Source organism: Thainema salinarum CENA647 (genome assembly GCF_057732415.1).
The window spans coordinates 4,297,553-4,323,277 of sequence record NZ_JBYJZJ010000022.1 but is presented as its reverse complement, the minus strand read 5'-3'; the positions used below and the strand labels follow the sequence as shown (position 1 = coordinate 4,323,277).

The following is a 25,725-nucleotide window of genomic DNA, read 5'->3' as shown; positions in this document are numbered from 1 at the left end:
AGAGGCAAGGTTATGGGCTTCAACGGTTTGATTCTGACAAATCAGGCGCTTGAAGCCTTTTTTGCTCTCTTATGTCAGTGCCATTCGTCCCTAGAGGACTATTGCCTGCAGCAGTCTTGAGTAGATCGCTACCAGCAGCAGGCCCACTGAAGGTGACTGGAGTGTTGACATGAATGCGGCGGGCATTGCTGCTCTCGACGTTTTGCCAGCTACCGTTGACTTTCTTGATCTCTACCACCGCAACGCCGTGAGCATGCTGGGAAAGCCGCACATCTGCCAAACTATCTGGCTCTGCCTTACCTAAAACATGGTCGTTTGTTCCAAATTCGTGGTTGATGGCTAACATGCCGTGGTCGTTGCTGTCGTCGATCGGGAAGAACCACATGCCGTCATGACCAATCCCCACCATTTCCGTTTGTTCATTGGCAGTGGGACGGGTATTGGGTTCACCATCGTAGCTCGGACCACCGGGCTGAATTGGGGTACCCCAGGGAATCAGCACCTCGTATTGATAATCTGTCGAAATAGCCGGTACAGCACCAGCACTCTCAGCAGGAGGCACAAACGGGAAATTAATCAGGCTGCTGTTCTGGGCAATTTGGGTACCACTACCAATCCCACTACCGATAACAGTACTCGATTCAGAAGAAGTGGTTGCCGCAACTGCTCGCCCAACCAATGCTTTGTTACCGGCCAACGCCGCTAAAAAGCCAGTGGCTGATAGGGCTGCTCCGCGCACCAATACATTGCGTCGGGACATCCGAACTCGCAGAACGTCCTCAAATGGACGATTGCCCGACTTGTTACTAATACCGTCGTCATGAATCACTGATGTTCTCCTCTCAAATATTGCCTTGGTTATAAATAACAGCAAACGGAAATCGCATCTTTTCTAGCTCGATACTATTGGAAAAAATCGATCAGAATTCAGGTTTTGCTAAACCCTAAATCCGTATATCTAAACTAGAAAAGCTTTTAAGTGACTGGGAGAGCAACGATATACCTCACTCCCAATTATTGATTAGGCATGATATTAGCTAATCTAAGTCATCCAAATATTGCTGCGCCTGTTCTCCTGTTAACCGCCTTTCATCAAGAGCACGGTCAATCTGAACAGCGCTAATATTTGAAATATTGGATCTGCTAGGTGCCTGAGCTATGGTTGCATTTACTCCAATATCATGGCGCTGAAACAGCGCATAGGAAGCGTTATAGTACTGACTCCAAGTACTCGCTTGTGGAGTTTCTTGCCACTGGTTGCGAGAAACCGTAGTTGACAGAATTGGAATAATTTCGCCGAGCCGATTACCGAGAACGACGACCTCGATTGTCATAAGACTGTTGTCTCGGCTAAACTCGCGGCTGATTGCATTCGTTGATAGAAACTCAGCCTGGTTCATTAAATCGTGGTATGGAACCTGTCCATCAACCGGAATTTCAAGTGTGATGCTATCTGTCTGCGCCCTAGCTGGCTGATATCCTCCTGCCAAACAATACACCAAGATTGTTGTTGCGATCGCTTTCAATATTTGACGACAAAATATCCGACTTAAGCAGAAAATTGGAAATCCATCTAGAGCCATCGGTAAGAAAGTAGCAGTTAGAACAGTGCAGAAGTAATTGGATTGTCATGCTTATTCACAATAATTTGAGTTTGCCTGATCAAGGTGAAGCTGAGGTTAAATGAAGTTAAAATAAAGGTGCTATCGAAAATATAAATGTCAACAAATAAAAAAGAAAGATGCGATTGAGGAATATTTTTCTCAACCGTATCTTTCTTTTTGTGGATGCTGATTTTTTGGTTGACTGATGGGAATTTTCGGATTGCTGATTTTGAGCAACTGGCTAGACCACTACAAATGATGATTCAGTCAATGTTGCCGTATTGATGCCATTCAGTATGGCCAACATTTCACCATTAGCTAGAACTGCATTTCCGGCAAAGGTCAGTGCGCCAAATTCTAGACCATCCGCCAAACCGATGAAGTCCGTGCCCACTTCGAAGTCCACAATTCGGTCTGTGCCTTCACCTAGCGCCAAGACAAAGGTATCGCTACCCTGGCTACCAGCGGAATCGCCCATCAAACGATCATTGCCAAGGCCGCCGCGCAGCAGGTCATCACCGTCATCGCCCCAAATTTGGTCATTGCCAGCACCGCCAAACAGTGAGTCATTGCCGCCTTTACCACCGATCCGATCATCGCCGTCGCCGCCAAATATAGTGTCGTCGCCACCAACGCTACCGCCGGACTGACGGAAGTTGAGATCGCCCCTCAAAACATCATCCCCATCACCACCAAAAATAGTTGTGTTACCAAGGCCACCTGCGATCGCATCGTCTCCAGCGTAGCCAGCCAGCGTCATATTACTGCCATCGCCTTCTAGCTCGTCATCTGCGTTGGTGCCGCTACGGATCAGGCTTTGGGGATGACGGGGGGCATAACTGCTGGGATCTACTAAGAGCGGATTGTCGAAGGTATTAGCCACGTTTTCCCAGGGAACGAATTTGAAGTTGGTGCTGTTGTTTTCTAGCTCGGTGTCATCTTCGACCACATTCTGCGGATCGTTGGCACCATCCTGTAGCACTAGCAAGCCATTCGGGAAGTTAGGGCCGAGTGGCACGTTGCTCACGTCCAGGCCATCCGATTCATTTACCTGATCGATATCGCCATTGCCGCCAACGATAAAGCTGCTGAGATATTCGTTCGTGCCCTCGCGGCTGAAGACGGCATAGGACGAATCACCCTGACTGTTAGCAATCAGATAGCCAGTCCCGTCAGGCCCGTAGTAGATGTTTAGTCCTTCAATGTCGGGTACTAAATAGTCTGCGCCAATCGATTGCACAACCGCGTAGTCATCGCCGCCATCGGGTTCAGCCAAAAACTTGAGAATGCCGACCTCGTTTTCCAGGGCCACGTACAGCAGTCCCATTTCCTGATCAACGACTAAACCTTCAGACTGGGAATCAACTGGATCACCTGTTGGCACAGGCAAATCAATCATCCGCACCACTTCGGCTCTGACATAGAACTGATCTGCTGGCCCTAGATAGGATACCAGTTCAAGCTGAGCAACCTGGTTACCACTGGCCTGAGTGACAAACGCATAGGACGTTCCGGTCACTGGGCTGGTATAGGTCGCTAAGCCATAGGCCGTCGCTTCACCATCATCTACGCCGAAGATAGTTTCCAGCATGTCGGGAGCGGTAACATCGGTCAGCTCTCCCGTTGCCGGATCGATTTGCAGCACAACGAGCGTATCATTGGCGCGATCGCTAATGACGGCCACATCAACGGGCGTTGTGCCGCCCAGCATCGACGGGCGCTCCAGGCCGTAAACCAAATCGACATTGTTATAGCGAATATCGCCATAGTTATCGGGGCGAAAGGTATCGAGGATATTGCTCTCTAGGTCGAAGCTGACCAAGCCACCATCTTTCAGCGTAGCCAGCACCACACTTTGAGCGGGATCAGTGGGATGCACCCAAATCGCTGGATCGTCGGAGTCGCCTTGAAGCGGCGTCGTACCGTCCTCATCGTCAACCGTCAGCGGCGTTTCAACCACTGGCTGTGCCGCTGGTGTGGTCTCCAAGTCCAGAGCTAGAGTAATAAACTGGGTGGTTTGAGTGCCGCTAAAGTTGTTGTCGCTGACCAAAATGAGCGGCTGACGACCATTGGATAGGACAGGCCCCAAGGTCATGCCCTCAATGTTGTCCGGCTCAATCCCTAAGTCTGCTTCAATGTCCAGCAGTTCGACCTTGGTTACGGCTGGATCAACTTCAAACGGCCCTGGCGGCAAAATTTCACCATCGTCTTCCACAGAGTCTTCCCGGAACAGATCCGGGGTATCCAGGACATTCAGCGCCCCCTGGGTGTTCACCTGATAGAGCTTGACCGTGTTACCAACCCCAACCGAAAAGCCGCGCTCCAGCGCTAGCAGGGTGCCGTTATTGTCGATTGCGAGTAATTCAACCAGGCCATTGGTCGTAAAGCCGTCAGCCGAAACGGGCACATCGGGCACGGCATCAACTTCATAGACAAACTCGGCTACAGGTTCGCCAGTGGTGAGGTCATATTTGAGAATGCGGCTGAGGCTGCCTGTGTCGAGTGTCGCCTCGGAGCCATCCTGAAACAGTGCATTTTCAGTAGCTGTATAGAGGAAACGCTGATCCGGTGTGATGGTCAAGCTTTCAAACGCCAGATTGTTGCGAATGCCACTGGTCTGATCCGCTGTCGGTGCATATTTGTCGGGTACGGGCAACTCGCTGATTTGCTGTCCAGTAATCGAGAACTGGTTGACAAATGGATCAATCAGTTGGCTGGCATCTCCTTCAGACGAGATGTAGAGCGTACCAATTCCCGTCAGCGCAATTCCTTCTGGATCTAACGTGCCATCAGCAAACGGATTGCCTGCTGCATCGGCAAGTTGAGCTATGCTTACGAATTCGACATCTCCCTCATCCAGGCTACCGTCACTCAGATCAATCTCTAGCGTGTAGAAGCGAGCATCAGAACTGCGGTCATCCGACAGCGCATAGTACACACCCTGAGCTGCATCATAGGTCAGCCCCGACAGTCCACCAATTTCAGTCCCATTTAGTTCAGTGCCCGTCGCAAATGTAACTTCACCCAGGAACTCAACCCCACCTACTGAAACCCGATCTTGACTAGAGCCGGAATGTGCGATCGCAACATCAGCGTAAACCAATCGGTGATCAGAACTGGGAAAGGGGAAATCCCCTACTAAATCAAAGTTCTCACCGCCTGCTTCTGGCCAGAACACCAATGCTTCAGCGGTATCCAGGTTATTGGACGGCAACACATAGTCAACTCGCAAATTGCCAGGGCCACCAAACTCCGCTTCACCAAAGTCTGCCGTGTCGTAAGCCGGATCGCTGAGATGACTGAGGTTATTGCTGCCCTGCCTCTTGGTAGCATCTGGCCCACCAAGGCTGGACGGCGTGACCGTCGTATTGACGCGGGGATTTTCTAAAAGCTGCTGAATTGCACCGAGAATGCTATCGCCATCAAACGGATCGGAGTTTTGATCGCCCATGACAACGAAGCGAGCATTGGAGTCTAAACCACCGAAGTTTCCGGCATCATCGTAGATATAGTTGGCTCCGTCAATGTAGTCTGCCCAAAATCGAATCTCGTCGAAGTTGCGTGTCCCGTTGCGATCTTCTGGCCCATCGAATACAGGCGGAGTGGGATGACTAGCCAGAACGTGAATGGTTTCGCCATTGACTTGAATTGGGATATCCCAGTGGCTTTTAGATGAAAGGCGAACTGCTTCTAATTCTTCTAGGGTATACCAATTAGCCGTATCGCCGTTGGCGTCTACATCTGCCGGATCGGCGGGCAGCAGCGCCCCTGGCATGTCTTTCCACAAAAAGTTCTGAAACGTCCGCACATTGGCTTCATCAATGGGGTACTTGGAATAAACCACCATGCCAAACTGGCCGGGGAAAAAGCCAAAGCCAAACGCATCATCTGGGCCACCAATTGTGCCGTCATTATTGAGGTCAAAGCCCGAAGGAATGCCTGTGTTAGACGGCGCAACGTAGACATAGGAATATTCAATCGGCTCAATACCGCTTTGACTGACTTCTAGATGGTTTTCTCGAAATAAATCAGCCGCCTCGCCGTTCTCGTCATAGTCAAACTCGTTAATCAGCAGCACATCTGGATTAGTGCGTTGAATAATCTCAGCAACGGCTTGAGCTTGAGCATTATCCGGTGTGGATAAGTCGTTAATTAACTGGCCAGCACTGGAACGATTGAGAGAGGCATTGAAGCTTGCAAAACGGATTTCACCAGTCATAGGAAGGGGCTCACATGTCGTTTATCAGGGAGAAACACTTAACCTATTCGGTGTGAGGAAAAATACTGGATGATTCAGTGTTTCCACTCCGCAGACGACAATATCAGCTCAAGTTAAAGACTAGAGTCGTTGAAGTTAAAGGCTGGTTTATTCAGACATTATGTCTTGAATTTTAGAATTGAACGACTGATACAAAATTTGCTCATAAATCCAGCCTTTATTTTTTGTGAAAGTCAGGCATAACCTGACTTTCACAAAAAATAATTCGGCTTTTTTCTAGTCGAGTTCGGTATGAGATAAAGTACAGGGGCACGGCGTCGCCGTGCCCCCCAGAATCGTATTGCGAGTTTATGAATTGGTGATCAACGTCTTGATCTCAGCAGTTTAGGCAAATCCTAAACCACCACGAATGATAGTTCACTCAGGGTTGTGGTATTTACGCCATTCAGGATAGCCAGCGTTTCGCTACCCGCTAAAATGGCGTTTCCAGCAAAGGACAGTACGCCAAACTCTAGACCATCCGCCAAACCGATGAAGTCCGTGCCCACTTCAAAGTCTACAATTCGGTCTGTGCCTTCACCTAAGGCGAGGACGAAGGTGTCGCTACCGTGGCCTCCGGCAGAATCACCCATTAAGCGATCGCTGCCGAGACCACCGTGCAGTAGGTCATCGCCATCATCGCCCCAGATCTTGTCATTGCCTTCACCGCCAAACAGCGAGTCGTTACCGCCTTTGCCGCCGATCCTGTCGTTGCCGCCTTCGCCAAAGATGGTGTCATTGTCGCCAATGCCATTTTGAGAGTTCGATGAATTGAGGTCACCGCGCAGGATATCGTCACCATCGCTGCCAAACATGACGTCATCGCCATCAGTGCCGCCTGCCAGGATGTCGGCCTCGCGCGATCCCTGAGTGATGTCCCGCGTGAGGGATGCCGATCCCAGCCGCAAATCCAGATCCAGCGGGTTATCGAGACCAAGTAAAATAATCTCGTTGTTGTCAATTTCCTGGCCTGAAAAATCACGACCAATGGAAAACGGATAGTTGTTGTCGTTGGCAACTAGAATGGTGCTTTCGTCAATCACCAGCACGTCTTCAATCGTGACGAAAGGGAAGGTAAACGTGGTGTCACCATCGCCATTCAGGTCGTTGGGATCGGCAATATTGAGCAGATCAACGACTTCAGTTTTCTTGACGAACCCGTCTTCATCCACCTGAGACAGATCGACCTTGAAGATTTTCTTGAACTCCGCGCCTGCGCCCTGATTATTATCCCGCTCAATCACCAGATATTCGTTCTCGCTGATCGGCGTAAAGTCTCCAATGGCGTGGTTTGTGGCCTCCATCTGGTAGAGACCGACGATGTCAACGAATGAACGGGTGGTGACATCAAACTCATAGATCCGCAATGAGCCGACTGGATCGCCAAAGACGGTACCTTCCAGCATGGGGTAGAGCGTCAGCCGATCGGGGCTAAACGCCATGCCTTCGTAGCCGCGCGAACCGCCGAGGTTGGCAAACTCTTCTGCCGTCTCGTACTGTTCTAGAACGATTCGTCCGGTTTCTGGAAAATCGGTAAAGAAGCCGTCTGTGCCAATTTCAATGAGCTGCCGGAACTCATCGCCTGTGGTTTGGGGATTACCGTCTGCATCCAGCGTCAGAAACTGCTCTTCATCCCGCAGCGTGTAGGGATGCACCTGTAACCCGGCACTGTGGGCAAAGTCAATCAGCGGAAAGATTTCACCCGTGAGCTGTGTGGTGATTTCAGCGACGCCATCACCATCGCCGTCCACTGGGGTTGCCAACGATTCCCGCAGCAGGATGCTGTTTTTCCAGGGGCCAAGACCGTCGGCGTAGGAACTAATGAAGTCAATGACTGCTTGATTAGCCAGATCTTGATAGGTAGGAGCGGCGGAGAAATCAATTAAGTCTACTAAGTCACCGTAGATCTGGCGCAGCTCAGTTTCAGACTTGCCCGCATTGGCGACAAAGTCATACGGAACTGAAAACCCGCCGCCACCTGCGTTAATCGACGTATCTTCAATATCGCCGAAAAGCTGCACCAGTTGCAGATCATCCAGTCCCGCCGCAGGCAGAAGCTCATTGCGTAACTCAATCAGATTAGCGACTTCAAACGACTGGATAAAAATGCGATCGCGACTGGTGAATCCGGTATCAACCAGCGTTTGCACCAGTGGCTCTTCCAGCGATAGGCCCTGCTCGTCGAAGAAGGTGGGATGCTTGGTTTCGGGGTAGATGCCGATATTGTGACCCACTGCCGCGCTGACTTCCTGCACCAGTTCGATGACCTCGGCAAAGGTGGGAATTTCGAACTCACCATTGAACGCCTGATTCCGATAGGGACGAGGCTGGACAGCTCGCAACTGCTTGATTTCAGCCAGCGTAAAGTCTTCGGCAAAGTAAGCGGTAATTTCTTCGCCATCCAGAATTTTGGTGGACATCCGCTCTGGGCCAAATACCTCGGCGACATTGGTAGTGTCGTCCAGGATCGGCTCGTGGCGGGCAATTAGCACCCCATCCTTTGTGATCACTAAATCTGGCTCAACGAAGTCGGCTCCCTGGTAAATCGCCAGGCGATAGGCTTCCAGGGTGTGCTCTGGAAAGTCACCGCTGGCACCCCGGTGGGCAATGACCAGCGGTGTTTGACCGTTGAGCGTATTGAAGTCAAAGTCCGGATTTTGGGGAGAGCGGACTTCATCGGCAACAATGCGATCGCGCACCGGATCACCCGTGCGAGGAAAGTCGGTAAAGAAGCTGTCCGCGCCAATCTCGATCAGCTGCTCAAACTCCTGTTCTGGGGTTTGGGGCGTACCGTCCGGATTCAGCGTCAGGAACGGCTCTTCATCCCGCAGCGTGTAGGGATGCACCTGCAGCCCAGCGGCATGGGCATCGTCAATAAACGAGGTGATCTCGCCCGTGAGCTGCGTCGTGATTTCAGCCACGCCATCGCCATTGCCATCGACAGGCGTATCCAAGCTCTCGCGCAGCAAGATATTGTTTTTCCAGGGGCCAGCACCTTCGGCATAGAGATCGCTGATTACCTGCAAGAATTCTGGGCTATCGAGGTCGCTATAGACGGTCGTTTCCGATAGTGGATTTTCAACTGCCGCCAGGAAATCTGCACCGTAGATGGACTCCAGATCGTTACCTTGCTCAACGTTGAAGCGAATATCGTAGGGAGCCGAAAACCCATCATCTACGGGCGCATCCGGCAGCGTGTTGCCATAGAGCTGCACCAGCGGAATATTGCCCAAACCCTCTGCATCCAGCATGCCCTGTAGCTCAATCAGATTTTGGAACTCAAAGGACTGGATGAAGATGCGATTGGGGTCAGTGAAGCCCGTTGCCTGTAGAGTCTCAATCAGCGGCTCTTCCAGTGACAGCCCCTGCTGATCAAAGAAGGTGGGGTGCTTGGTTTCCGGATAGATGCCAACCTGAACACCCGTTTCGGCTTCCACCTGCTGCACTAGTTCAATTACTTCTTGCAGCGTCGGGATTTCAAACAGCCCGTCAAACGCTGGATCGCGGCCATCGCGGGACTGCACAGCTCGTAGCTGCTTGATTTCCTCTAGGGTAAAATCTTCGGCAAAGTAGGCCGTGACTTCTACTCCGTCCAGCATTTTAGTGGACATCCGCTCCGGGCCAAACACCTCAGAGACGTTGGTGGTGTCGTCCAGAATCGGCTCGTGGCGGGCAATTAGCACCCCATCACTGGTGATCACCAAGTCAGGCTCAACAAAATCAGCCCCAGCTGCGATCGCAGCTCGATAAGCCTCTAACGTATGCTCTGGAAAATCACCGCTGGCCCCCCGGTGGCCGATGACGAGCGGATCTTGACCGTTTAGCGTATTGAGGTCAACCGGATTGGGCGTGGGAATTGGTGCTGCCAGTAGTTCACCGCTGCTGTTGAAGTGCAGGATGAAGGGGCCAAACTCGTCACCGACCCAGATATCGCCGTTGCCGTCAATCACAAACGACTCGATATCAAAATCCGTACCCGTGAGCAGCCGCTCGGAGGTATCGCCGTTTTGAATCTCAAACGGAATCAGGCCGTTTGGATCGCTGAGCTGGACGAAGCCCTCAATTTCAACGCTGCCGTCCCCACCGTTACCGCTGAAGCTGGGAGCAGCCTGATAAATCCGCAGCAGGTAGTCGGTGCTGTTAGCTTCATTGCCGAAACCGTTATCCGATAGGAACCAGAACGTATCGCCCGTACCGCTGGGGGCAAACTGCACACCGCTAAATCCTTGCACGGGCTGACCGTCGAAGGGGCCAGTGCGACCGTTACCCGACACAGGCTGGATACGTGCGATCGCATCGATTGCTCCATTATCGGCACCCGACGGTGGCCCATCGGCAAATGTATCGGCGGGCAATGACGCAAATCCGTTTAAAGTGGCCATAACTGAGGTGTTTGTGCTATGCACTCTTAGACAACACCTGTTAGGTTTTCATGGAAATATTAAGGACTTGCTATTTTCTGTTCAACAACACTTGATTAGAACGTTAATCTTTGAGACCGCTAGTGGTCAGTCAATAAAAGGATGACGGGTAAAAGAGTAAGATGAAGTCAGTGCAATCAAGGTGCTGACATGGTCAAAAAGTACATCGTAAGCTTAAGCGAAGCAGAACGACAAGAACTCGAACAAATGGTTAAAACGGGCAAACGAGCGGCTTATACGATCAATCATGCCCGGATTCTCCTGAAAGCAGATTGCAATCAACCAAGTGGGAGTTGGCGTGACCAGGAGATTAAAGATGCCTTTGGCATGAGTATCAGAACGATTGAGCGGGTGCGTCAGCAATTTGTCGAGGAAGGACTGGAAGCGGCGCTGAAGTGCCGTCCCGGTGGCGGTCGAAAACGGAAATTAAATGGCGAGGTTGAGGCGCATTTGATTGCATTGCGCTGTAGCGAGGTTCCGAAGGGAAAGGGGCGATGGACATTGCGGTTGCTAGCAGATCAGATGGTCGAGTTGAACTATGTTGAGCAACTGAGCCATGAGAGTGTGCGACAAGTGCTGAAAAAAACGAACTGCAACCCTGGCGACAAGAGTGCTGGGTAATTCCGCCTGAACAATCAGCCGAGTTTGTCTGGCGCATGGAATGCGTGTTGGAGGTGTATCAAACAGCTTACAATCCCAAGATTCCTGTGATTTGCATTGATGAGGCAACCAAACAATTAGTCAAAGAAACCCTGGTTCCCATTCCTGCTGAACGGGGACACCCCAAACGCTTCAATTATGAATATGAACGCAATGGTACAGCGAATCTGTTTATGATTTGTGAGCCAATGGTGGGATGGCGGCGGGTGGAAGTGACGCAGCACCGCACGGCACTCGATTATGCTCACTTGCTCAAAACGTTGGTTGATTCAGATTATGTTCAGGCAGAGAAACTGATTGTGATTCAAGATAATCTCAATACCCATTCGCCCGCATCGCTCTACAAAGCGTTTGAGCCACAAGAAGCACAGCGAATCTTGAGTCGGTTGGACTTTTGTCATACGCCCAAGCATGGAAGTTGGTTGAATATGGCAGAAATCGAATTGAGTATTCTCAGTCGTCAATGTTTAGATCGTCGTATTCCTGATTTGGAGACGCTCAAATCCGAGGTTGATGCCTGGCAGGACAATCGTAATCACGAAGAAACCTGGATTGATTGGCGGTTTACAACAGCCGATGCCAGGGTTAAATTACATAGACTTTACCCGTCAATTATTAATTGACTGAACACTAGGTTACGCCTAAACAAAACATAACCTTCTCCTCATCAAGCTTAAATCCGTCTAATTCGTTTTTTAATCCTGCGTCACCATCTAAGCCGCTAGGAGAACGAACGACCCTATTGAGAGCTACGCCTAAGATCTGGCTTAACCTTAGAAGCTGCAGCACGACACAATCGCAATTTTGGTCGCGATTTTAACAGTTTATGCGGGCACTATAGGGTTATCCAGACAGGTCACCCAACTAGCACAAGTCGCTTTCCCCAATTTCCCAAAGCAAAAGGAAAAGGTTGGCTCGTCTTTAGCGCTTCAACTCAGATTCGATGGATGATGCGTGAAAGCCTTGCGAAATAAGGATTGCAAGCAATAACTAGCAGCTATTTGCTTAACGATATTATGCTTTTGCTACTTCAATTGTTGCGAAATGTTAAGCAGTTTGAGTGCGGTTTTCCGAAATTATACGTGTTTCCTCTGAATCAGGCCGAAATGAGGGGTGAGAGTCCCGTAAAACAACGATGGTTTCGATTGGTCATTCTGCCGAGAATAAATTCAACGATGATTGAACTCCAAAACACTAAGGTACTCCGCAGACATGGCTACTCAAACAACCTCACTTCGCACCCGTGGTATGGAACTGCTCATTGCTTACAAGCAGAATCCCTCTGTAAGACTCCGGAACCAACTGGTTCGCTTAAATGCTGGTCTCGTCCGTAAGATTGCTCACCGGGTTTGCCATCAGTGCTCTGAACCCTATGAAGATCTAGAGCAAATTGGCTACCTCGGCCTGATCCGTGCCATTGAGCGGTTTGACCCTACCCAAGGTTGTGCATTCAGCTCCTTTGCGGTTCCCTACATTCGCGGTGAGATGCTGCACTTCCTGCGCGATCGCGGCAATACAGTTAGAATTCCCCGTCGCTGGCAAGATCTACAAAAAGAAGGTCAAAGAGCCCGCCTAGCCCTCACCCGCGAGCTTGGCCGCCAACCCAACGATATCGAAATTGCTGAACGGATGGGTGTTGCAGTGAATGAGTGGCGCGAAGTGAAGATGGCCTCTAAAAATCGTTCCCTGCTCAGTCTAGATGCGACCGTTAGCTATCAGTCTGATTCCTCATTAACTCTGGGCGACACGATTCCCGACGCTCACTACCAGGTATTACAACAGCTAGAGGAAGATCGCCAGCAGCTCCATCGGGCGATGAGTCAACTGGAAGAAAAGACCCGTTGTGCCATTGACTATGTGTTTCTAAAAGGTCTATCTCGTAAAGAAGTGGCTGAGAAAATCGGGGTCAGCCCCATGACCGTTACCCGCCGTATCCAGCGCGGTATTGAGCAAATGGTTGAGTATCTTCAGCCCACTGAGCAGTTCAGAACCGAACCTTAGTTTATAACGCGAAACCAACGCTACATCAAAGCCAAGTCAGCGGAGTGTCGTCAGTTTGAAAATAGGGTGGAATTGTTGAACAATTCCACCCTATTTTCATGGTGTTTTTGGCGGATAGGTCAGCAAAATGGATTAGCTAGACTGGATCAGGATTTTGGGTGATTGAGGGAAAGGTATTAGACTTTATTGGAAATAAAGTTTTTGGGGTTGGAAATTGTTTTGTAGCGCGGCTTCGCCGCGCTACAAAACAATTTCCGATAAAGTCTATTGAAACAGCAATCGTCCAGGGATTTGCCTAAACTAGTGAAAATGAGGGGTTGGGCAACCGCCTTGCTAACAGCAACTTTCCTCTACAAGCCGCTCGCGCGCACTGCACCCATATTACTTAGCTCAGGGCTATTGGCACTCTACGAACTGAGACAGCGATATCCTCCCAGTGGCAAGCTGAATACCTAATGTGATTGAGGGTTCCGAATAATCCGGCTCGCATTGAGAATGGCCAGCAGCGCTACACCGACATCGGCAAACACCGCCTCCCAGAGACTAGCAAACCCGATCGCGCCCAGGGCGATGAAAATCCCCTTAATTGCCATCGCGAAAATGATATTTTGCCAAACAACGCGCAGCGTTTTGTGAGCAATCTGGATCGCTTCAGCAACCTTAGAGGGTGCATCAGTCATGATCACCACATCAGCAGTTTCAATGGCGGCATCTGAACCGAGTCCACCCATTGCAAGACCCACATCGGCTCGGGCGATTACCGGTGCGTCGTTAATTCCATCCCCAACAAAAGCGACTTTGCCTTTAGTTTGATGGACTCGATGCAGCCATTCCTCCAGCACTTCGACCTTATCTTCGGGCAGCAGTTCAGCTCGATACTGGTCAAGCCCCAGCTTTTGGGCAATCCTGTCGGCCACAGATTGGCTGTCGCCCGTAAGCATGGCGGTTTGGATACCCTGCGCATGAAGGGCGCGAATGGCCTCGACAGCGTCCTCCTTCAGTTCATCGGCAATGATGATGCGTCCGCTGTACTGACCATCAACGGCTAGATGCGCGACGGTGCCGTCCACGACACAAACATCATGGGGAATCGCTTCGCGATGCAGGAGTTTGTCATTGCCTGCCAGCACCGCTCGTCCATTGACTCGGGCGCGAATGCCGTAGCCTGAAATCTCTTCATAGTCCTGAACCGCTGCGGGATCAATGACCTGTCCGTAGGCCTGTCGAATTGATTGGGCGACGGGGTGATTAGACTGAGACTCGGCTTGGGCTGCTAGCTCTAACAGTTGATGCTGACTCAAACCGTTGTGAGTAATCACATCGGTGACGCGAAAGCTGCCCTGGGTCAAGGTGCCGGTTTTATCAAAGACCACCATTCTTACCTGGGTCAGAGCATCCAAAAAGGTGGAGCCTTTTACCAGAATGCCGCGCTTAGCTGCTCCACCTACACCGCCAAAGTAGCCCAGGGGAATGCTGATGACCAGACCGCAGGGGCAGGAAATAACTAGCAGGACTAAGGCTCGGTAAGCCCACTCAGCCGGAGTTGCTCCCGCTAGAAATAGAGGTGGCAGAATAGCCACCGCGAGCGAGAGAAACACGACAACCGGGGTGTAATAGCGAGCAAAACGGGTAATGAACTTTTCAGTGTCAGCTTTTTTACTGCTGGCATTTTCGACCAGTTCCAAAATTCTGGAGATGGACGATTCACTGAAGGGCTTGGTGACTTGCACAGTGAGCACTCCTGACTGGTTGATCATGCCCGCCAGTACAGTGTCACCAGTTGCAACAGTGCGCGGGACGGATTCTCCTGTGAGGGCCGAGGTATCCACTAGCGACTTACCCTCTAGGATTTCGCCATCTAGGGGCACTTTTTCACCGGGACGCACCAGGATTGTGTCTCCAACTGTGACTGATTCTGGAGAGACGACTCGCACGTCATCTTGCACCCTCAGATTGGCCGTATCAGGTCGCACCTCTAGTAGCGCTTTGATGGAGCGGCGCGATCGCATCACGGAATAGCCTTGAAACAGTTCTCCCACCTGAAAAAACAGCATCACCGCCACTGCTTCAGGAATTTCATGAATCGCGATCGCACCCAGCGTAGCAATCGTCATCAGAAAATTCTCATCAAAAATCCGCCCCCGCAGAATGTTGCGTCCGGCTGTGGTGAGGACGCTCCAACCACTGATTAGGTAGGCCGGAATTAGAACGGCGTATTCGGCAATGGCGAATGGGGTATTGTGCAGCGCTTGATTGAAGATCAGGCCGATCAGGAAAAGAACGGCTGCGATCGCAATCGGAGTTAGCTCCTGCCGGAGATCAAAGGCGTTGCGATCGTGGGCATGTCCGTGGTCATGGCCACAGCACCCGCCCTGCTCCTCGACGGGATGGGGGGTCGCCGTTTCCTGGCTACAGGCTGCTTCGGCACCACAGCAACCGCCAGCGTGAGGGGGATGAGACTCGACCATAGGGCCACCTGGAAACTTTATGAACATCTGAAAGGTTATTCAGATGTTACACCGAATTAGCGATAGCGGCAATGGTGGCAGGGTTTACTCATCCAGATGTTCAGCCACTTCGCGATAAAGAGCCATGATATGGTCGTCTGCTAGTCCGTAGTAAACGTTGCGGCCCTGGCGACGGTACTTAACCAGACGCTGCGATCGCAATACTCGGAGTTGATGGGATACCGCTGATTCCCCCATTTTGACCGCTGCCGCTAAGTCACAGACGCAGAGTTCCTGCCGCGCCAGCGCTGACAAGAGCTTCAGCCGATGGGGGTCGGCCAAGGCGCTAAAAAACTCCGCCATCCGCTGAGCTTTTTCTGTTTCCAAGACCTCAGGCTGCACCTGGCGTACATTGTCCAAATGCACGAGGGACTTTTCACAGCTAGGGGCATCAGCATTCTGATTGTTGGAGTTCTTTGTAGAGCGAGAATCAGCCATGAGCAAAATTAATAACGTCTTGATTTGAAAGACAGTTGAGAAATATCTTTCAGATCTATGATACTGAGAATCATTTCCATTTGAATATCTATTCAGATGATTTGAGATTTTTCAACTGTTTTCTGAATCGTTATCTAAACGGTTTTCCCACTCATGTAATTGGGATGCGATCGCATCCCAATCGCAGTAAACGAGATGGTAGTGGAGTGATTGACTATCATGAACCCCTGGTGTCGTGGCAATCCCACATCGCTTTGGGTCTCATACAAAGTTCGGTAAAACTCGATAATTTAGTAAAACTGTCCGGATCGCCTTCATAGCCCTTGGAAAAGAGTGACTAGTAGATGCACCCTGATTCATCCCTGGCCTCTCTTCGGAGAGTCTGGGGATTTTTCTTGACGATTTACATCGGTTTCGGCACGAGTTCAGAGTATCTCTGGGAAAATGGGGAATTGCAATGTACCGAAAGAGATTGAAACGCTCATGAGTCGTGCTGTCATTAAGTTTTCGTCTGAAGACTGTGGCATCTGCCACAAAATGTCCTTTTATGACGAGAAAGTTGCCGCCGAACTAGGGATGGACTTCATCAACGTCAAAATGCAGGATACGGCTACCTATCGGAAGTACCGCCAGATTCTGCTGGCTCAGTATCCTGATAAATCAGCAATGGGATGGCCGACCTATTTAGTCTGTGAGGAACCCGAAAGCGATGAGTTTCAGATTTTGGGTGAAGTAAAAGGGGGACATCCGAAAGGTGAATTTCGGAGTCGGCTACAGGCGGTTTTAGAAACGGCCTCTTAACAGGGTTAGCCTGACTTTGGCTGACCAAAGATTGGGGCTGGTGGGTGATGCCTACTTTACAACAGTCCATAACAGGCTGATTTCCGACAGGCTGATTAAATGGCGTCGTGGATCGAGATGTGATCGAATCTTGACCGTTAACGGTCAGATTTTATTCTCTGAAGTAGACTAGGTTGGTTGAATTATGGCGTTAGTCAGATTGCTGACAGCACTATGTGTCGTTAACATGTGCCGTCAACCTGCTGATTTCATCAGCAATTTGACTGGTGGATTGATTCAAATAGAGCTGAATGTGAGTGCGTAGGTGAGTGCGCAGGAAGAACGGGATGAAATTAGCCGCACGGGTCAATCGGGTAGAAGCTTCATTAACTTTGGCCATCTCTGCAAAAGCCAAAGCCATGAAAGCCGATGGGTTAGATGTTTGTAGCTTTAGCGCTGGAGAACCGGACTTTGATACACCGGAACATATTAAAGCTGCCGCTAAGCAGGCATTAGATGATGGCAAAACTCGCTATGGGCCAGCCGCAGGTGAACCCGCTTTGCGATCTGCGATCGCACATAAGCTGCAAACCGAGAATCAGCTTCCCTACGAAGTGAAAAATATTGCTGTGACCAATGGCGGCAAGCAGTCGCTTTACAATCTGACTCAGGCGCTGATTGAGGAAGGCGACGAGGTGATTATTCCGGCTCCCTACTGGGTCAGCTACCCCGAAATGGTGAAGCTGGCGGGTGGCAAGTCGGTCATTGTCGAAACCACCGTAGATCAAGGCTACAAGATTACGCCGGAGCAGTTGAAGCAGGCGATTACGCCTCAGACGAAGCTATTTGTTTTCAACTCACCGTCTAACCCGACGGGCATGGTGTACTCACCCGATGAGGTGCGTGCGATCTCACAGGTGGTTGTCGATGCAGGCATTTGGGTGGTGGCAGACGAAATCTATGAGCGGATTCTCTACGATGGTGCAACTCACTTCAGCATCGGTGCAGCCAGTCCAGACGCCTTTGCCCGCACGATTACCAGCAACGGGTTTGCCAAAGCCTACTCGATGACGGGTTGGCGGGTTGGCTATCTAGCGGGGCCAGAAGAACTGATTCAGGCAACAACCAAAATTCAAGGCCACAGCACGTCGAATGTGTGTACCTTTGCCCAGTATGGTGCGATAGCAGCTTTAGAAGGGTCACAAGACTGTGTGGAAGAAATGCGTCTTGCCTTTGCGGAACGTCGCAACTATATCTATGAAGCGCTAAATTCAATTCCAGGGTTTGTCTGCCCAGAACCGCAGGGCGCATTCTACATGTTCCCCAATATCTCTAAACTAGGCATCAAGTCGATGGATTTCTGCACGAAGCTGCTCGAAACTGAGCATGTGGCTGCGATTCCCGGCGTGGCCTTTGGCGCTGATGACAATATTCGCCTTTCCTACGCGACCGATATGGAAACGATTAAAAAGGGTATGGAGCGCCTAGAGCGCTTTACTAAATCGCTGGTTTAATCAAAAAAGCGGGATGGCAGCGCCATCCCGCTTTTTTGATTAAAGACTAACCGCTGAGTAGCGCTTCAACAAACTCGTAGCTGGAAAACGGGCGCAGGTCTTCAATGCCCTCACCCGCTCCAATAAAGCGGATCGGTAAACCCAACTGCTGCACCACGGCTAGAGCGATACCACCCTTGGCCGTACCGTCCAGCTTGGTCAGGACAACACCGCTGAGTTGGGCTGCTTCGGCAAACACTTCCGCCTGTCGCAGACCGTTCTGGCCCAGCGTGGCATCTAGCACCAGCAGCGACTCTATCTTGGCATTGTCGGCGCGTTTATCAATGATGCGGCGGATTTTGCTCAACTCTTCCATCAGATTCTTTTTATTCTGGAGTCGCCCTGCCGTATCCACCAGCAAGAGTTCCGTTTCACGGGACTGAGCGGCGCTGATCGCATCGTAAACTACTGCCGCTGGATCGGTATTCTTGCCAGGGTTGGCAATCACCTCCACATCACTGCGCTGGCCCCAGACTTTGACCTGCTCCACCGCTGCCGCTCGAAAGGTGTCTGCTGCTGCAATCAGACAGCGATAGTCTGACTTCTTGGCCAAATGAGCGATTTTGCCAATCGTAGTCGTTTTACCGGCACCGTTAACGCCCGTGATCAGCCAGATATTAAACGTGTCCTTTTCTGGCGCGAACGTAGCGTTGTACTTACCCTGGAGCGGCTGATCCAACATATTGCGCAGAAGCTCTTTTAAATATGCGATCGCAGCGTCCGGGGGGAGTGACTCTTGCCGTAAGCGCTTTTGCAGGCCACTGATAATCTCATCGGTGGCTTCAATACCCACATCAGCTTGGAGCAGCAGTGCCTCAATCTCCATGACAGCATCTTCGTTCAGTGGCCCCTGACCGACAACGGCCTTGAGCTGATTCACTAAGCCCCGTCGAGTTTTGCCAAGTCCCTGTCGCAGCCGCTTCAGCCAAGTAATCTCTTCAACTGAGATCTCTTCAGGTCGCCGTCCCTGAGCCGCCAAAATTTCCGCTGACCACATAAAGCCTTCGTCAAAATCAACCAGTTCTGGCGGAATTTCAGGTGGTGCTGTTTTTGTGGTTGCAGCAGCGGGTTGAGGTGTTGGCTCTAGCTCTGGTTCTTCCTCAGCAGTGGCTTTCAGCCGTTCTAAGCGCTCTTGACGTTCTGCGTTGGCCTGCATCCAAAATGGCATGGCGGCAGCCGGCTGTTCTGTGGACGCTGCTTCAACTGCTTCCTCTACAGGTGTTTCTAGCGGTTCTTCCACCGCCGCATAGGCAGAGGATACAGATGCTGAAGTCGTAGCAGGTTCAGCGTCGGATGGCGCTTCAGTTGTTTCAGCCGCCGTGTCTGATTCTAGCTCTGGCGTCGGTTCTGGAGCAGCCTGCACATCTACTTTTGCTTCTTCGGCTTCTGGTTCCGTGACTTCTGCTTCAGCAACGCCCGGTTCTGCGACTGCTGGTTCAGAACTGGATGCAGATGATGGTGGATCTGCAGTCGAGGCATCCGTAGGAGTCGCCGATGTTGCAGTCTGCTGCTTTTGAATATTTTGATACGCTGCTTTCGCCCACTCCAGATAATCAAGTGCCTGTTGCTGCGAGTCCGATGGAGCAGCTGATTCAGCTAATTCAGAATCCGATTTGGACTCAGCAACATCGGGTTGAGCAGTCTGCTGGTCTTGCGATTCAGCAGACTGCTCAGATTGGGCCTTTTCATCAAACTCGCGACGAAACCAGTTAAACGGCGGCATGATCTTTCCTAACGGATTTAACTCTCGTGTTTAATTGTGTCTGATAATGGGCAGCACTCAAAGCGAAAATACCGAACCAAGTAGGATTTAGGCAAATATCGAAGAAACTCATATTTTGCACCAAAACCCTGAAGAGGTTATTTTGCCGCCGCATCGCGGCGGCAAAATAACCTCTTCAGGCTCTCAACGTGCAAGGTGCAAGATGTAAGAGAAAAGGATTTATAAAGAACTGCGTTCTAGATCCGGTAATCGCTTTTTTTAGATTGTAGAGTTGAGATAGCGTACGTCTCTTGTTCATTCCTTATGACTTACCAATCTAGTCTTGAATCGGTGCCCACGATGACTGAAGAGTTTGAAGAGGATACCGCCGCCAATCACATTGAAGTGATTGAAACGGTGATCTCCAGCCTGGAAACTGACCAAACGGCAATGGTCAGCCATGCCAACGATCAGTATCTATGGAAGTTCAAGTACGGCACGGTTGAGGTGATGGTGCAGCTTTCCGGCACCGAGGACGAGGATACGTTAACCGTTTGGGCACCTGTGCTAAATTTGCCCGCAAAGAACGAAGCGCAGCTCATGCAAAAGCTACTCAAGATGAACTGGTCGGAGACGTTTGAAGCTCGGTTTGCCATCATTGGTAATGAAGTTGTGGTGGTATCGAGCCGGACGCTGGAGGAACTGACTCCGGCTGAAACCTCGCGGATTATGACTATCGTGGCTACCATTGCCGATGATGTCGATGAACCGCTCCAGCAGGAATACGGCAACGTATAGAAACGCAGATTTAATAAGTTGGAATCCTTGGGTAGGGATACGGCAATGCCGTGTCCCTACGGATGGAACGATTTACAGTCTATTCAATCCACGATTCATAGGAATAAATTTAGTCTGGTGTCTTTCAATTTTACGTAGGGGCGAATGGCCATATAACCCTTCGGGTATGGCTACGCTAACGCTCCTATGGTGTGTTTGGGGTGATTGATGGCGAATATTTGGCGTTTGATACCGCTGATTGACGCTCCGGGTGCGGTACAGATGGCAATTGATGCGTGGTTATTAGAGCAGCATTTGGCGGACAAGATGCCGAGCGTGCTGCGGTTCTATACCTGGTCACCTGCGGCAATTTCACTAGGCTATCATCAGCGATCGCACCCCGAACACTGGCAGCATTTGACCTGGCAAGGCCAGCCAATTGACTTGGTGCGACGACCGACTGGCGGACGAGCGGTTCTGCATCAAGGCGATTTAACCTATGCGGTAATTACCTCTAACTTGCCTGGATCGCGGATGGAGGTTTACCGCTATCTCTGTCAATTTTTGATTACAGGATTGCGATCGCACAATCTCTCTCTCCAATTTGGCGAAGCCGGACGGGGCTATATTCACAATCCTGACTGTTTCGGCACGGCAACCGCAGCAGATTTAGTCTTACCGCCTGGAGAAAAACTAATCGGCAGCGCTCAGCTCCGACGACGGCAGGGCATCTTGCAGCATGGCTCGATTCGGGTACAGCAGGATGTGGGGCTGTTGGAAGAGGTGTTTTCAATGATGAGTGAGGGGGAGAGGGCTGTAGAGGCTGCAAAGGCTATAGAGGGCTGTAAAGGATTTGAGGAAGAAGATCGTAGGGTGCCATTAAGCGAAGCGCAACGCACCAACTTCGGCAAGGAAAAATATGTCGGAGTTGGGCAATTTGGAGTTTCGATTCCAGAGCTAACTACATCACTCGTTGCCGCTGCCCAAGCTGAGTTTGACATTGAACTACAAGAAGAACCGCTGACAGTGGCGGAATATGCGGCGGCAACTGATTTGCTGAAGACTAATTGAATGAGTGGTGGGATTGCATCAAAGAAAAGTGCGATCGCATCTTTTTCTGGTAGCCAACGGCTTGGACTTTGTCACTGTTGATGCCAAATTGTCCACGCACACAATCTTTCATAGCCATTACTCTGTGATGAAATTCGACTTCGGCCTAATGGGCGGCAGCGGCAGCGGCTTTGAGCATAACCGTCAAGCTAATCTCTCTTTGCTGCTTTTCCTAAAGCCTTAAGAGATGACGTTTCACCCAGCAGACCTACCAACCCAGACAACGGTTGATCGCGGATATAATTGATGGAATCATTTTGGGTGCTCTGCTGGTCGTTTCACGGATCGAGGATGTTGATCAGGCGAGCGAGCTGGATTAATGGCAACTCAAGTTGATATTCAGAGAGCGCACCTTGATTAACACGAGTTTTTTCTGTCAATTAGCGAATCAGTGACTGATATGAAATCCGGTTAAAAACCCATTGTTTATTTTTTATGAAATGCTGGCTAAGCCAGCATTTCATAAAAAATAAACAGGGTTCTCACACACGGACTTGATATGAGTTGCAGGCCAGGCTCAAGAGGCTGCATTCGTCCGTGCCTACTGTGTATAAATGCTACTCATACTATGAATACTTCCCTTGCTATTCAGACACAGCGGCTAACCAAGCGATTTGATCACCAAATTGTTTTGCGAGACATTGACCTGGAAATTGAGTCTGGTGCTGTATTTGGTCTGATCGGGCCAAACGGCGCTGGCAAAACGACCCTCATTCGCCTATTAGCGATCGCCGAATCCCCTACTATTGGCGATATCCTACTCCAGGGCGAGCGATTAGATCCCAGTCGTCCGCAGGCAGACTTAAAGCGACAAATCGGCTACTTACCCGATGATTTTCCGCTATACGAAGACCTGACCGTTTGGGACTATTTAGATTACTTCGCACGGCTGTATCACCTGAAAGGGCAACGGCGAGTGCGTAGCATTCAGCAGGTTTTGGAGTTGGTCGATCTTGGGCACAAACGCGAGAGTTTGATTACAACGCTTTCGCGGGGCATGAAGCAGCGACTCGGACTGGCCAGAACGGTAATTCACATGCCGTCGATTTTGCTGCTGGATGAGCCAGTATCGGGGCTTGATCCCATTGCCCGGCAAACATTTCGCCAGGTCATGCGCAATCTTCATAGTCTAGGCATGACCATTTTGATTTCCTCCCATGTGCTCAGCGATTTGGCAGAACTCTGTACCGCGATCGGCATTCTAGAATTTGGCTACTTGGTGGAATGCGCTCCGTTAGAAACACTCTATCAGCGGCTCAGCCAGTCAAAAATCATTATCGGTACTCGCGGCAGGCTACAGGATTTACGCGCTGAATTAGCTCACTGCTCACTGGTTTCAGAAATTGCGGCTGATCCTGTAGCTAATCAGATCACAATTCAGTTTGTAGGAAATTCTGATGATGCCGCCGACCTGTTGCGATCGCTGATTAATGCCAACATTCCCCTTTATGAATTCCATCAATTTCGGGAAAGCCTGGAGGATATTTTCTGCAAAATTGGTCATACTCAAGCAACCTAATCAGATGCGAAATTGCCTGCTGTCCCAGCATTCTGGTTAGGGGTATGTTTGAAATAAAAGTATCCATCCCCTGACTCGAAACTGCCCTACCTACTCATCTACCCATCTCTTCCACTGTCACCCATCCATCTTGGAGATAGTTATGCTGACGTTTAGATCCATCGGTACCCTCACAACGTCTGTCCTTGATCGCCTAGGAGACTGGAATCCGCAACTACTCCGAGAACTCAAAGGCCGCTTAAGAAGATTTTCAGTTTTGACAGCGATCGGGTTGTCATTGCTGGTACAGGTCATTGTGCTGTTTTGCTTCATTAATGCGCTGCCCGGAGTCGATCCAGCGGATTTAGAGTTGACCACCTATCCACAGATTAATTTGTCTCCAGCAGTGCGTTTACCTGATGAGGTGTACGAGAAAGTGATGCCCACTAACTGGTCAGAGCGAACGGTTAGTAGGCAAAGAGGACTTTTCATCGAGAATATTGCGGCTCCAGCAGTGGCACGGGGCGATTATGAGGCAGGGCAGTTTGCTTTGCAGCAGTTACGGGTCGGGGATCGCTTGGTGGCCTTAAATGGTGTGCCCATAGAACAATTGGAAAAAGCAACCATAGCCGAGATCACTGGAAACCCAGCCTCTGATTGGCAAGGGGATTACCGTCCGGTTCACGAAGAAAATGTAGCGAACCTAATTCGGGGGACTGAGCACCAACAGTTATCAACAGAAACCCTGCCGCTGATTCACTCCACTGTTGAGCTGACACTCTATCGTCCTGATCGAGGACAGTTTACGGTGCAAGTATCCCGCATCGCCATATCAAATAAGCGGGTTGACTACTGTTTAATAGGCGATACTGACGAGCAACGGTGTCAATTATCGACAGATAAATTGTCTTATCAAATTGACTGGCCTCAGTGGTACCAAAACATCTTCATTACCCTGTCGGGATTGATGACCTTGTGCTTGATGGGCTTTGGCATCTTTCTATTGACCAACAACTTGGTGGAAGAACAACGGCGGGGCACGCTGAATTTCTTGCGTATGAGTCCCCGTTCGGCCCTGACCATTTTGGGTGGCAAACTAGCAGGCGTACCGATTTGTCTGTATCTTGCGATCGCGGCTATGGTGCCATTCCAAATCTATGCGGGACTCTCTGCAGGGTTCAATGGATTTTACTTGATTGGCTTTAACATTGCCTTGCTGAGCCAAACGATTATTCTGTATGTAGCAGCGTTGCTGTTGGGTTTGGCCACCAGAGCACCGATGTTAATGTCCCTAATACCTTGGCTAGCAGCGGCTGGGGGCTTGAGTTTTCAGTTTCTGGTAGGAGTTTTTTCGCTAGCTAGGTGGGATAGCAATATACCTATGCCGTCCACACCGCTGGACTGGGCCGTTTTGTTCTCGCCTCTGGGAAGTGCATGCTATTTCATTGATGTAGACAGTCTGATCCATTCGAATGGTCTTAACCTGCCCCTGAGCATCTTTCGGGTCAATTTTGTGGAATACACCCTATTGACGGTGTTGCATGCCTGTGGCTGGTGTGTGTTGCTAGGTCATGCTCTACAGCGGCGGTTTGAACACCCTACAAAGTCTTTACTGGCTCGACGATATAGCTATTGGCTGACGGGTCTGTTTATGTTCATCGTCTTAGGGTTGTCGGAGACCCAAGTTGAGGGGTATGACTTGTTGCCGCTGCTGTCATTGATTGCCATCTTGTGTTTGCTCTATAGCTTGCTATTAGTGCCGAGCCTTAGCTGCGATCGCCAGACTTTGCAAGACTGGGCCAGATTTCGCACCGCCCGCATGACTCACGAAGGTCGGCTACCGCTGTGGCGAGATTTACTCGTCGGCGATACCAGCTCCCCAATCATAGGTATAGGCCTCAATCTGTTACTGATGGCAACCCTCTTCGCCGCTTGGTTTATGCTCTGTTATCGGCATTTTCTAAATGACAAACTCGACCTTTTCGGACTGGTGGGCAGTACTTTAATGTTCATAGGTTCCGTTTTCTTTGCTGCAATGGCAAGCCAGGTGTTGTTGCTCGCCAAGCGGCAAAAAAGCCGGTTTTGGTTTGGTTCCATTGGCAGCGTCAGTTGCCTGCTGTTTCCCTGCTTATCGCTGGCGATTGGTATCGGGTTGGTACCTGCGTCATTAAGCGATGTCAATATTTTAGGACTGCCCCCTGAAGTGGCGATGTTTGTCATTCCTCTGAGTTTGATGGGTGGCCTCACAACGATACTGGCCGGCATCCACTGGCGGCAATTTGCGGTGGTTGGCAGGTCAGAATGGAGAATACGGGATGCAAAACCCTGACTTCTGATGTGCGATCGCACTTTTTACGCACACCATCCAAAATACGCTGGCGATGATCTCATTTGTAACCTGTTAGCCAATCCGTAT

15 protein-coding genes are annotated in these 25,725 nt (G+C 50.4%); 8 read left to right on the top strand and 7 right to left on the bottom strand.

The genetic code is table 11. From position 1 onward, the window contains the following. Window positions 1-19: 19 nt before the first annotated feature. The 4 genes from AC286M_RS25665 to AC286M_RS25650 all read right to left on the bottom strand — a co-directional run bounded on the left by AC286M_RS25665 (window position 20) and on the right by AC286M_RS25650 (window position 10,244). Window positions 20-829 carry a PhoX family protein gene (locus tag AC286M_RS25665; RefSeq protein WP_488207077.1) on the bottom strand — a complete coding sequence of 270 codons (810 nt, stop codon included), beginning with the start codon at window positions 827-829 and terminating at the stop codon, window positions 20-22. A 208-nt stretch (window positions 830-1,037) separates the two neighbouring features. Next, window positions 1,038-1,526 (bottom strand): hypothetical protein, encoded by a 489-nt coding sequence (locus tag AC286M_RS25660; protein ID WP_488207076.1) that lies wholly within the window; start codon window positions 1,524-1,526, stop codon window positions 1,038-1,040. Between the two features lie 319 nt (window positions 1,527-1,845). Beyond that, window positions 1,846-5,823 (bottom strand): phytase, encoded by a 3,978-nt coding sequence (locus tag AC286M_RS25655; RefSeq protein WP_488207075.1) that lies wholly within the window; start codon window positions 5,821-5,823, stop codon window positions 1,846-1,848. Window positions 5,824-6,218: 395 nt separating this feature from the next. Continuing rightward, window positions 6,219-10,244 (bottom strand): glycerophosphodiester phosphodiesterase family protein, encoded by a 4,026-nt coding sequence (locus tag AC286M_RS25650; protein ID WP_488207074.1) that lies wholly within the window; start codon window positions 10,242-10,244, stop codon window positions 6,219-6,221. A gap of 189 nt (window positions 10,245-10,433) precedes the next feature. Between AC286M_RS25650 and AC286M_RS25645 the strand changes: the two genes are divergently transcribed. Next, window positions 10,434-11,566 (top strand): IS630 family transposase gene (locus AC286M_RS25645; protein WP_488204380.1). Its coding sequence is split into 2 segments (ribosomal slippage): window positions 10,434-10,860 and window positions 10,860-11,566, totalling 1,134 coding nucleotides; the frame shifts between segments, so codons are not numbered across the junction. A 589-nt stretch (window positions 11,567-12,155) separates the two neighbouring features. Next, on the top strand, window positions 12,156-12,944 hold the full coding sequence (locus AC286M_RS25640; RefSeq protein WP_488207073.1) for an RNA polymerase sigma factor SigF: 789 nt from the start codon (window positions 12,156-12,158) through the stop codon (window positions 12,942-12,944). A gap of 452 nt (window positions 12,945-13,396) precedes the next feature. Here AC286M_RS25640 and AC286M_RS25635 read toward each other — a convergent pair whose 3' ends face one another. Together AC286M_RS25635 and AC286M_RS25630 are read right to left on the bottom strand one after the other, a co-directional pair. Then, on the bottom strand, window positions 13,397-15,412 hold the full coding sequence (locus AC286M_RS25635; RefSeq protein WP_488207072.1) for a heavy metal translocating P-type ATPase: 2,016 nt from the start codon (window positions 15,410-15,412) through the stop codon (window positions 13,397-13,399). 84 nt (window positions 15,413-15,496) lie between these two features. After that, the gene (locus tag AC286M_RS25630; protein ID WP_488207071.1) at window positions 15,497-15,889 is read right to left on the bottom strand and encodes an ArsR/SmtB family transcription factor; all 393 of its coding nucleotides are present in this window, start codon (window positions 15,887-15,889) and stop codon (window positions 15,497-15,499) included. A gap of 483 nt (window positions 15,890-16,372) precedes the next feature. Here AC286M_RS25630 and AC286M_RS25625 point away from each other — a divergent pair, with 483 nt between their 5' ends. Beyond that, window positions 16,373-16,690: a thioredoxin family protein gene (locus tag AC286M_RS25625; RefSeq protein ID WP_488207070.1), complete on the top strand. Its 318-nt coding sequence runs from the start codon at window positions 16,373-16,375 to the stop codon at window positions 16,688-16,690. Between the two features lie 326 nt (window positions 16,691-17,016). Then, the gene (locus AC286M_RS25620; RefSeq protein WP_488207069.1) at window positions 17,017-18,183 is read left to right on the top strand and encodes a pyridoxal phosphate-dependent aminotransferase; all 1,167 of its coding nucleotides are present in this window, start codon (window positions 17,017-17,019) and stop codon (window positions 18,181-18,183) included. 46 nt (window positions 18,184-18,229) lie between these two features. Here the strand turns inward: AC286M_RS25620 and ftsY are convergent, their stop codons facing one another. Next, window positions 18,230-19,945 carry a signal recognition particle-docking protein FtsY gene (gene ftsY, locus AC286M_RS25615; protein WP_488207068.1) on the bottom strand — a complete coding sequence of 572 codons (1,716 nt, stop codon included), beginning with the start codon at window positions 19,943-19,945 and terminating at the stop codon, window positions 18,230-18,232. Between the two features lie 303 nt (window positions 19,946-20,248). Here ftsY and AC286M_RS25610 point away from each other — a divergent pair, with 303 nt between their 5' ends. The 4 genes from AC286M_RS25610 (at window position 20,249) to AC286M_RS25595 (ending at window position 25,638) form a co-directional block, all read left to right on the top strand. After that, the gene (locus AC286M_RS25610; RefSeq protein WP_488207067.1) at window positions 20,249-20,722 is read left to right on the top strand and encodes a YbjN domain-containing protein; all 474 of its coding nucleotides are present in this window, start codon (window positions 20,249-20,251) and stop codon (window positions 20,720-20,722) included. 207 nt (window positions 20,723-20,929) lie between these two features. Next, on the top strand, window positions 20,930-21,772 hold the full coding sequence (locus AC286M_RS25605; RefSeq protein ID WP_488207066.1) for a lipoate--protein ligase family protein: 843 nt from the start codon (window positions 20,930-20,932) through the stop codon (window positions 21,770-21,772). Between the two features lie 607 nt (window positions 21,773-22,379). Next, window positions 22,380-23,330: an ABC transporter ATP-binding protein gene (locus AC286M_RS25600; RefSeq protein WP_488207065.1), complete on the top strand. Its 951-nt coding sequence runs from the start codon at window positions 22,380-22,382 to the stop codon at window positions 23,328-23,330. 142 nt (window positions 23,331-23,472) lie between these two features. Continuing rightward, complete coding sequence (locus AC286M_RS25595) at window positions 23,473-25,638, top strand: hypothetical protein (RefSeq protein ID WP_488207064.1); 2,166 nt, start codon at window positions 23,473-23,475, stop codon at window positions 25,636-25,638. Window positions 25,639-25,725: the final 87 nt, after the last annotated feature.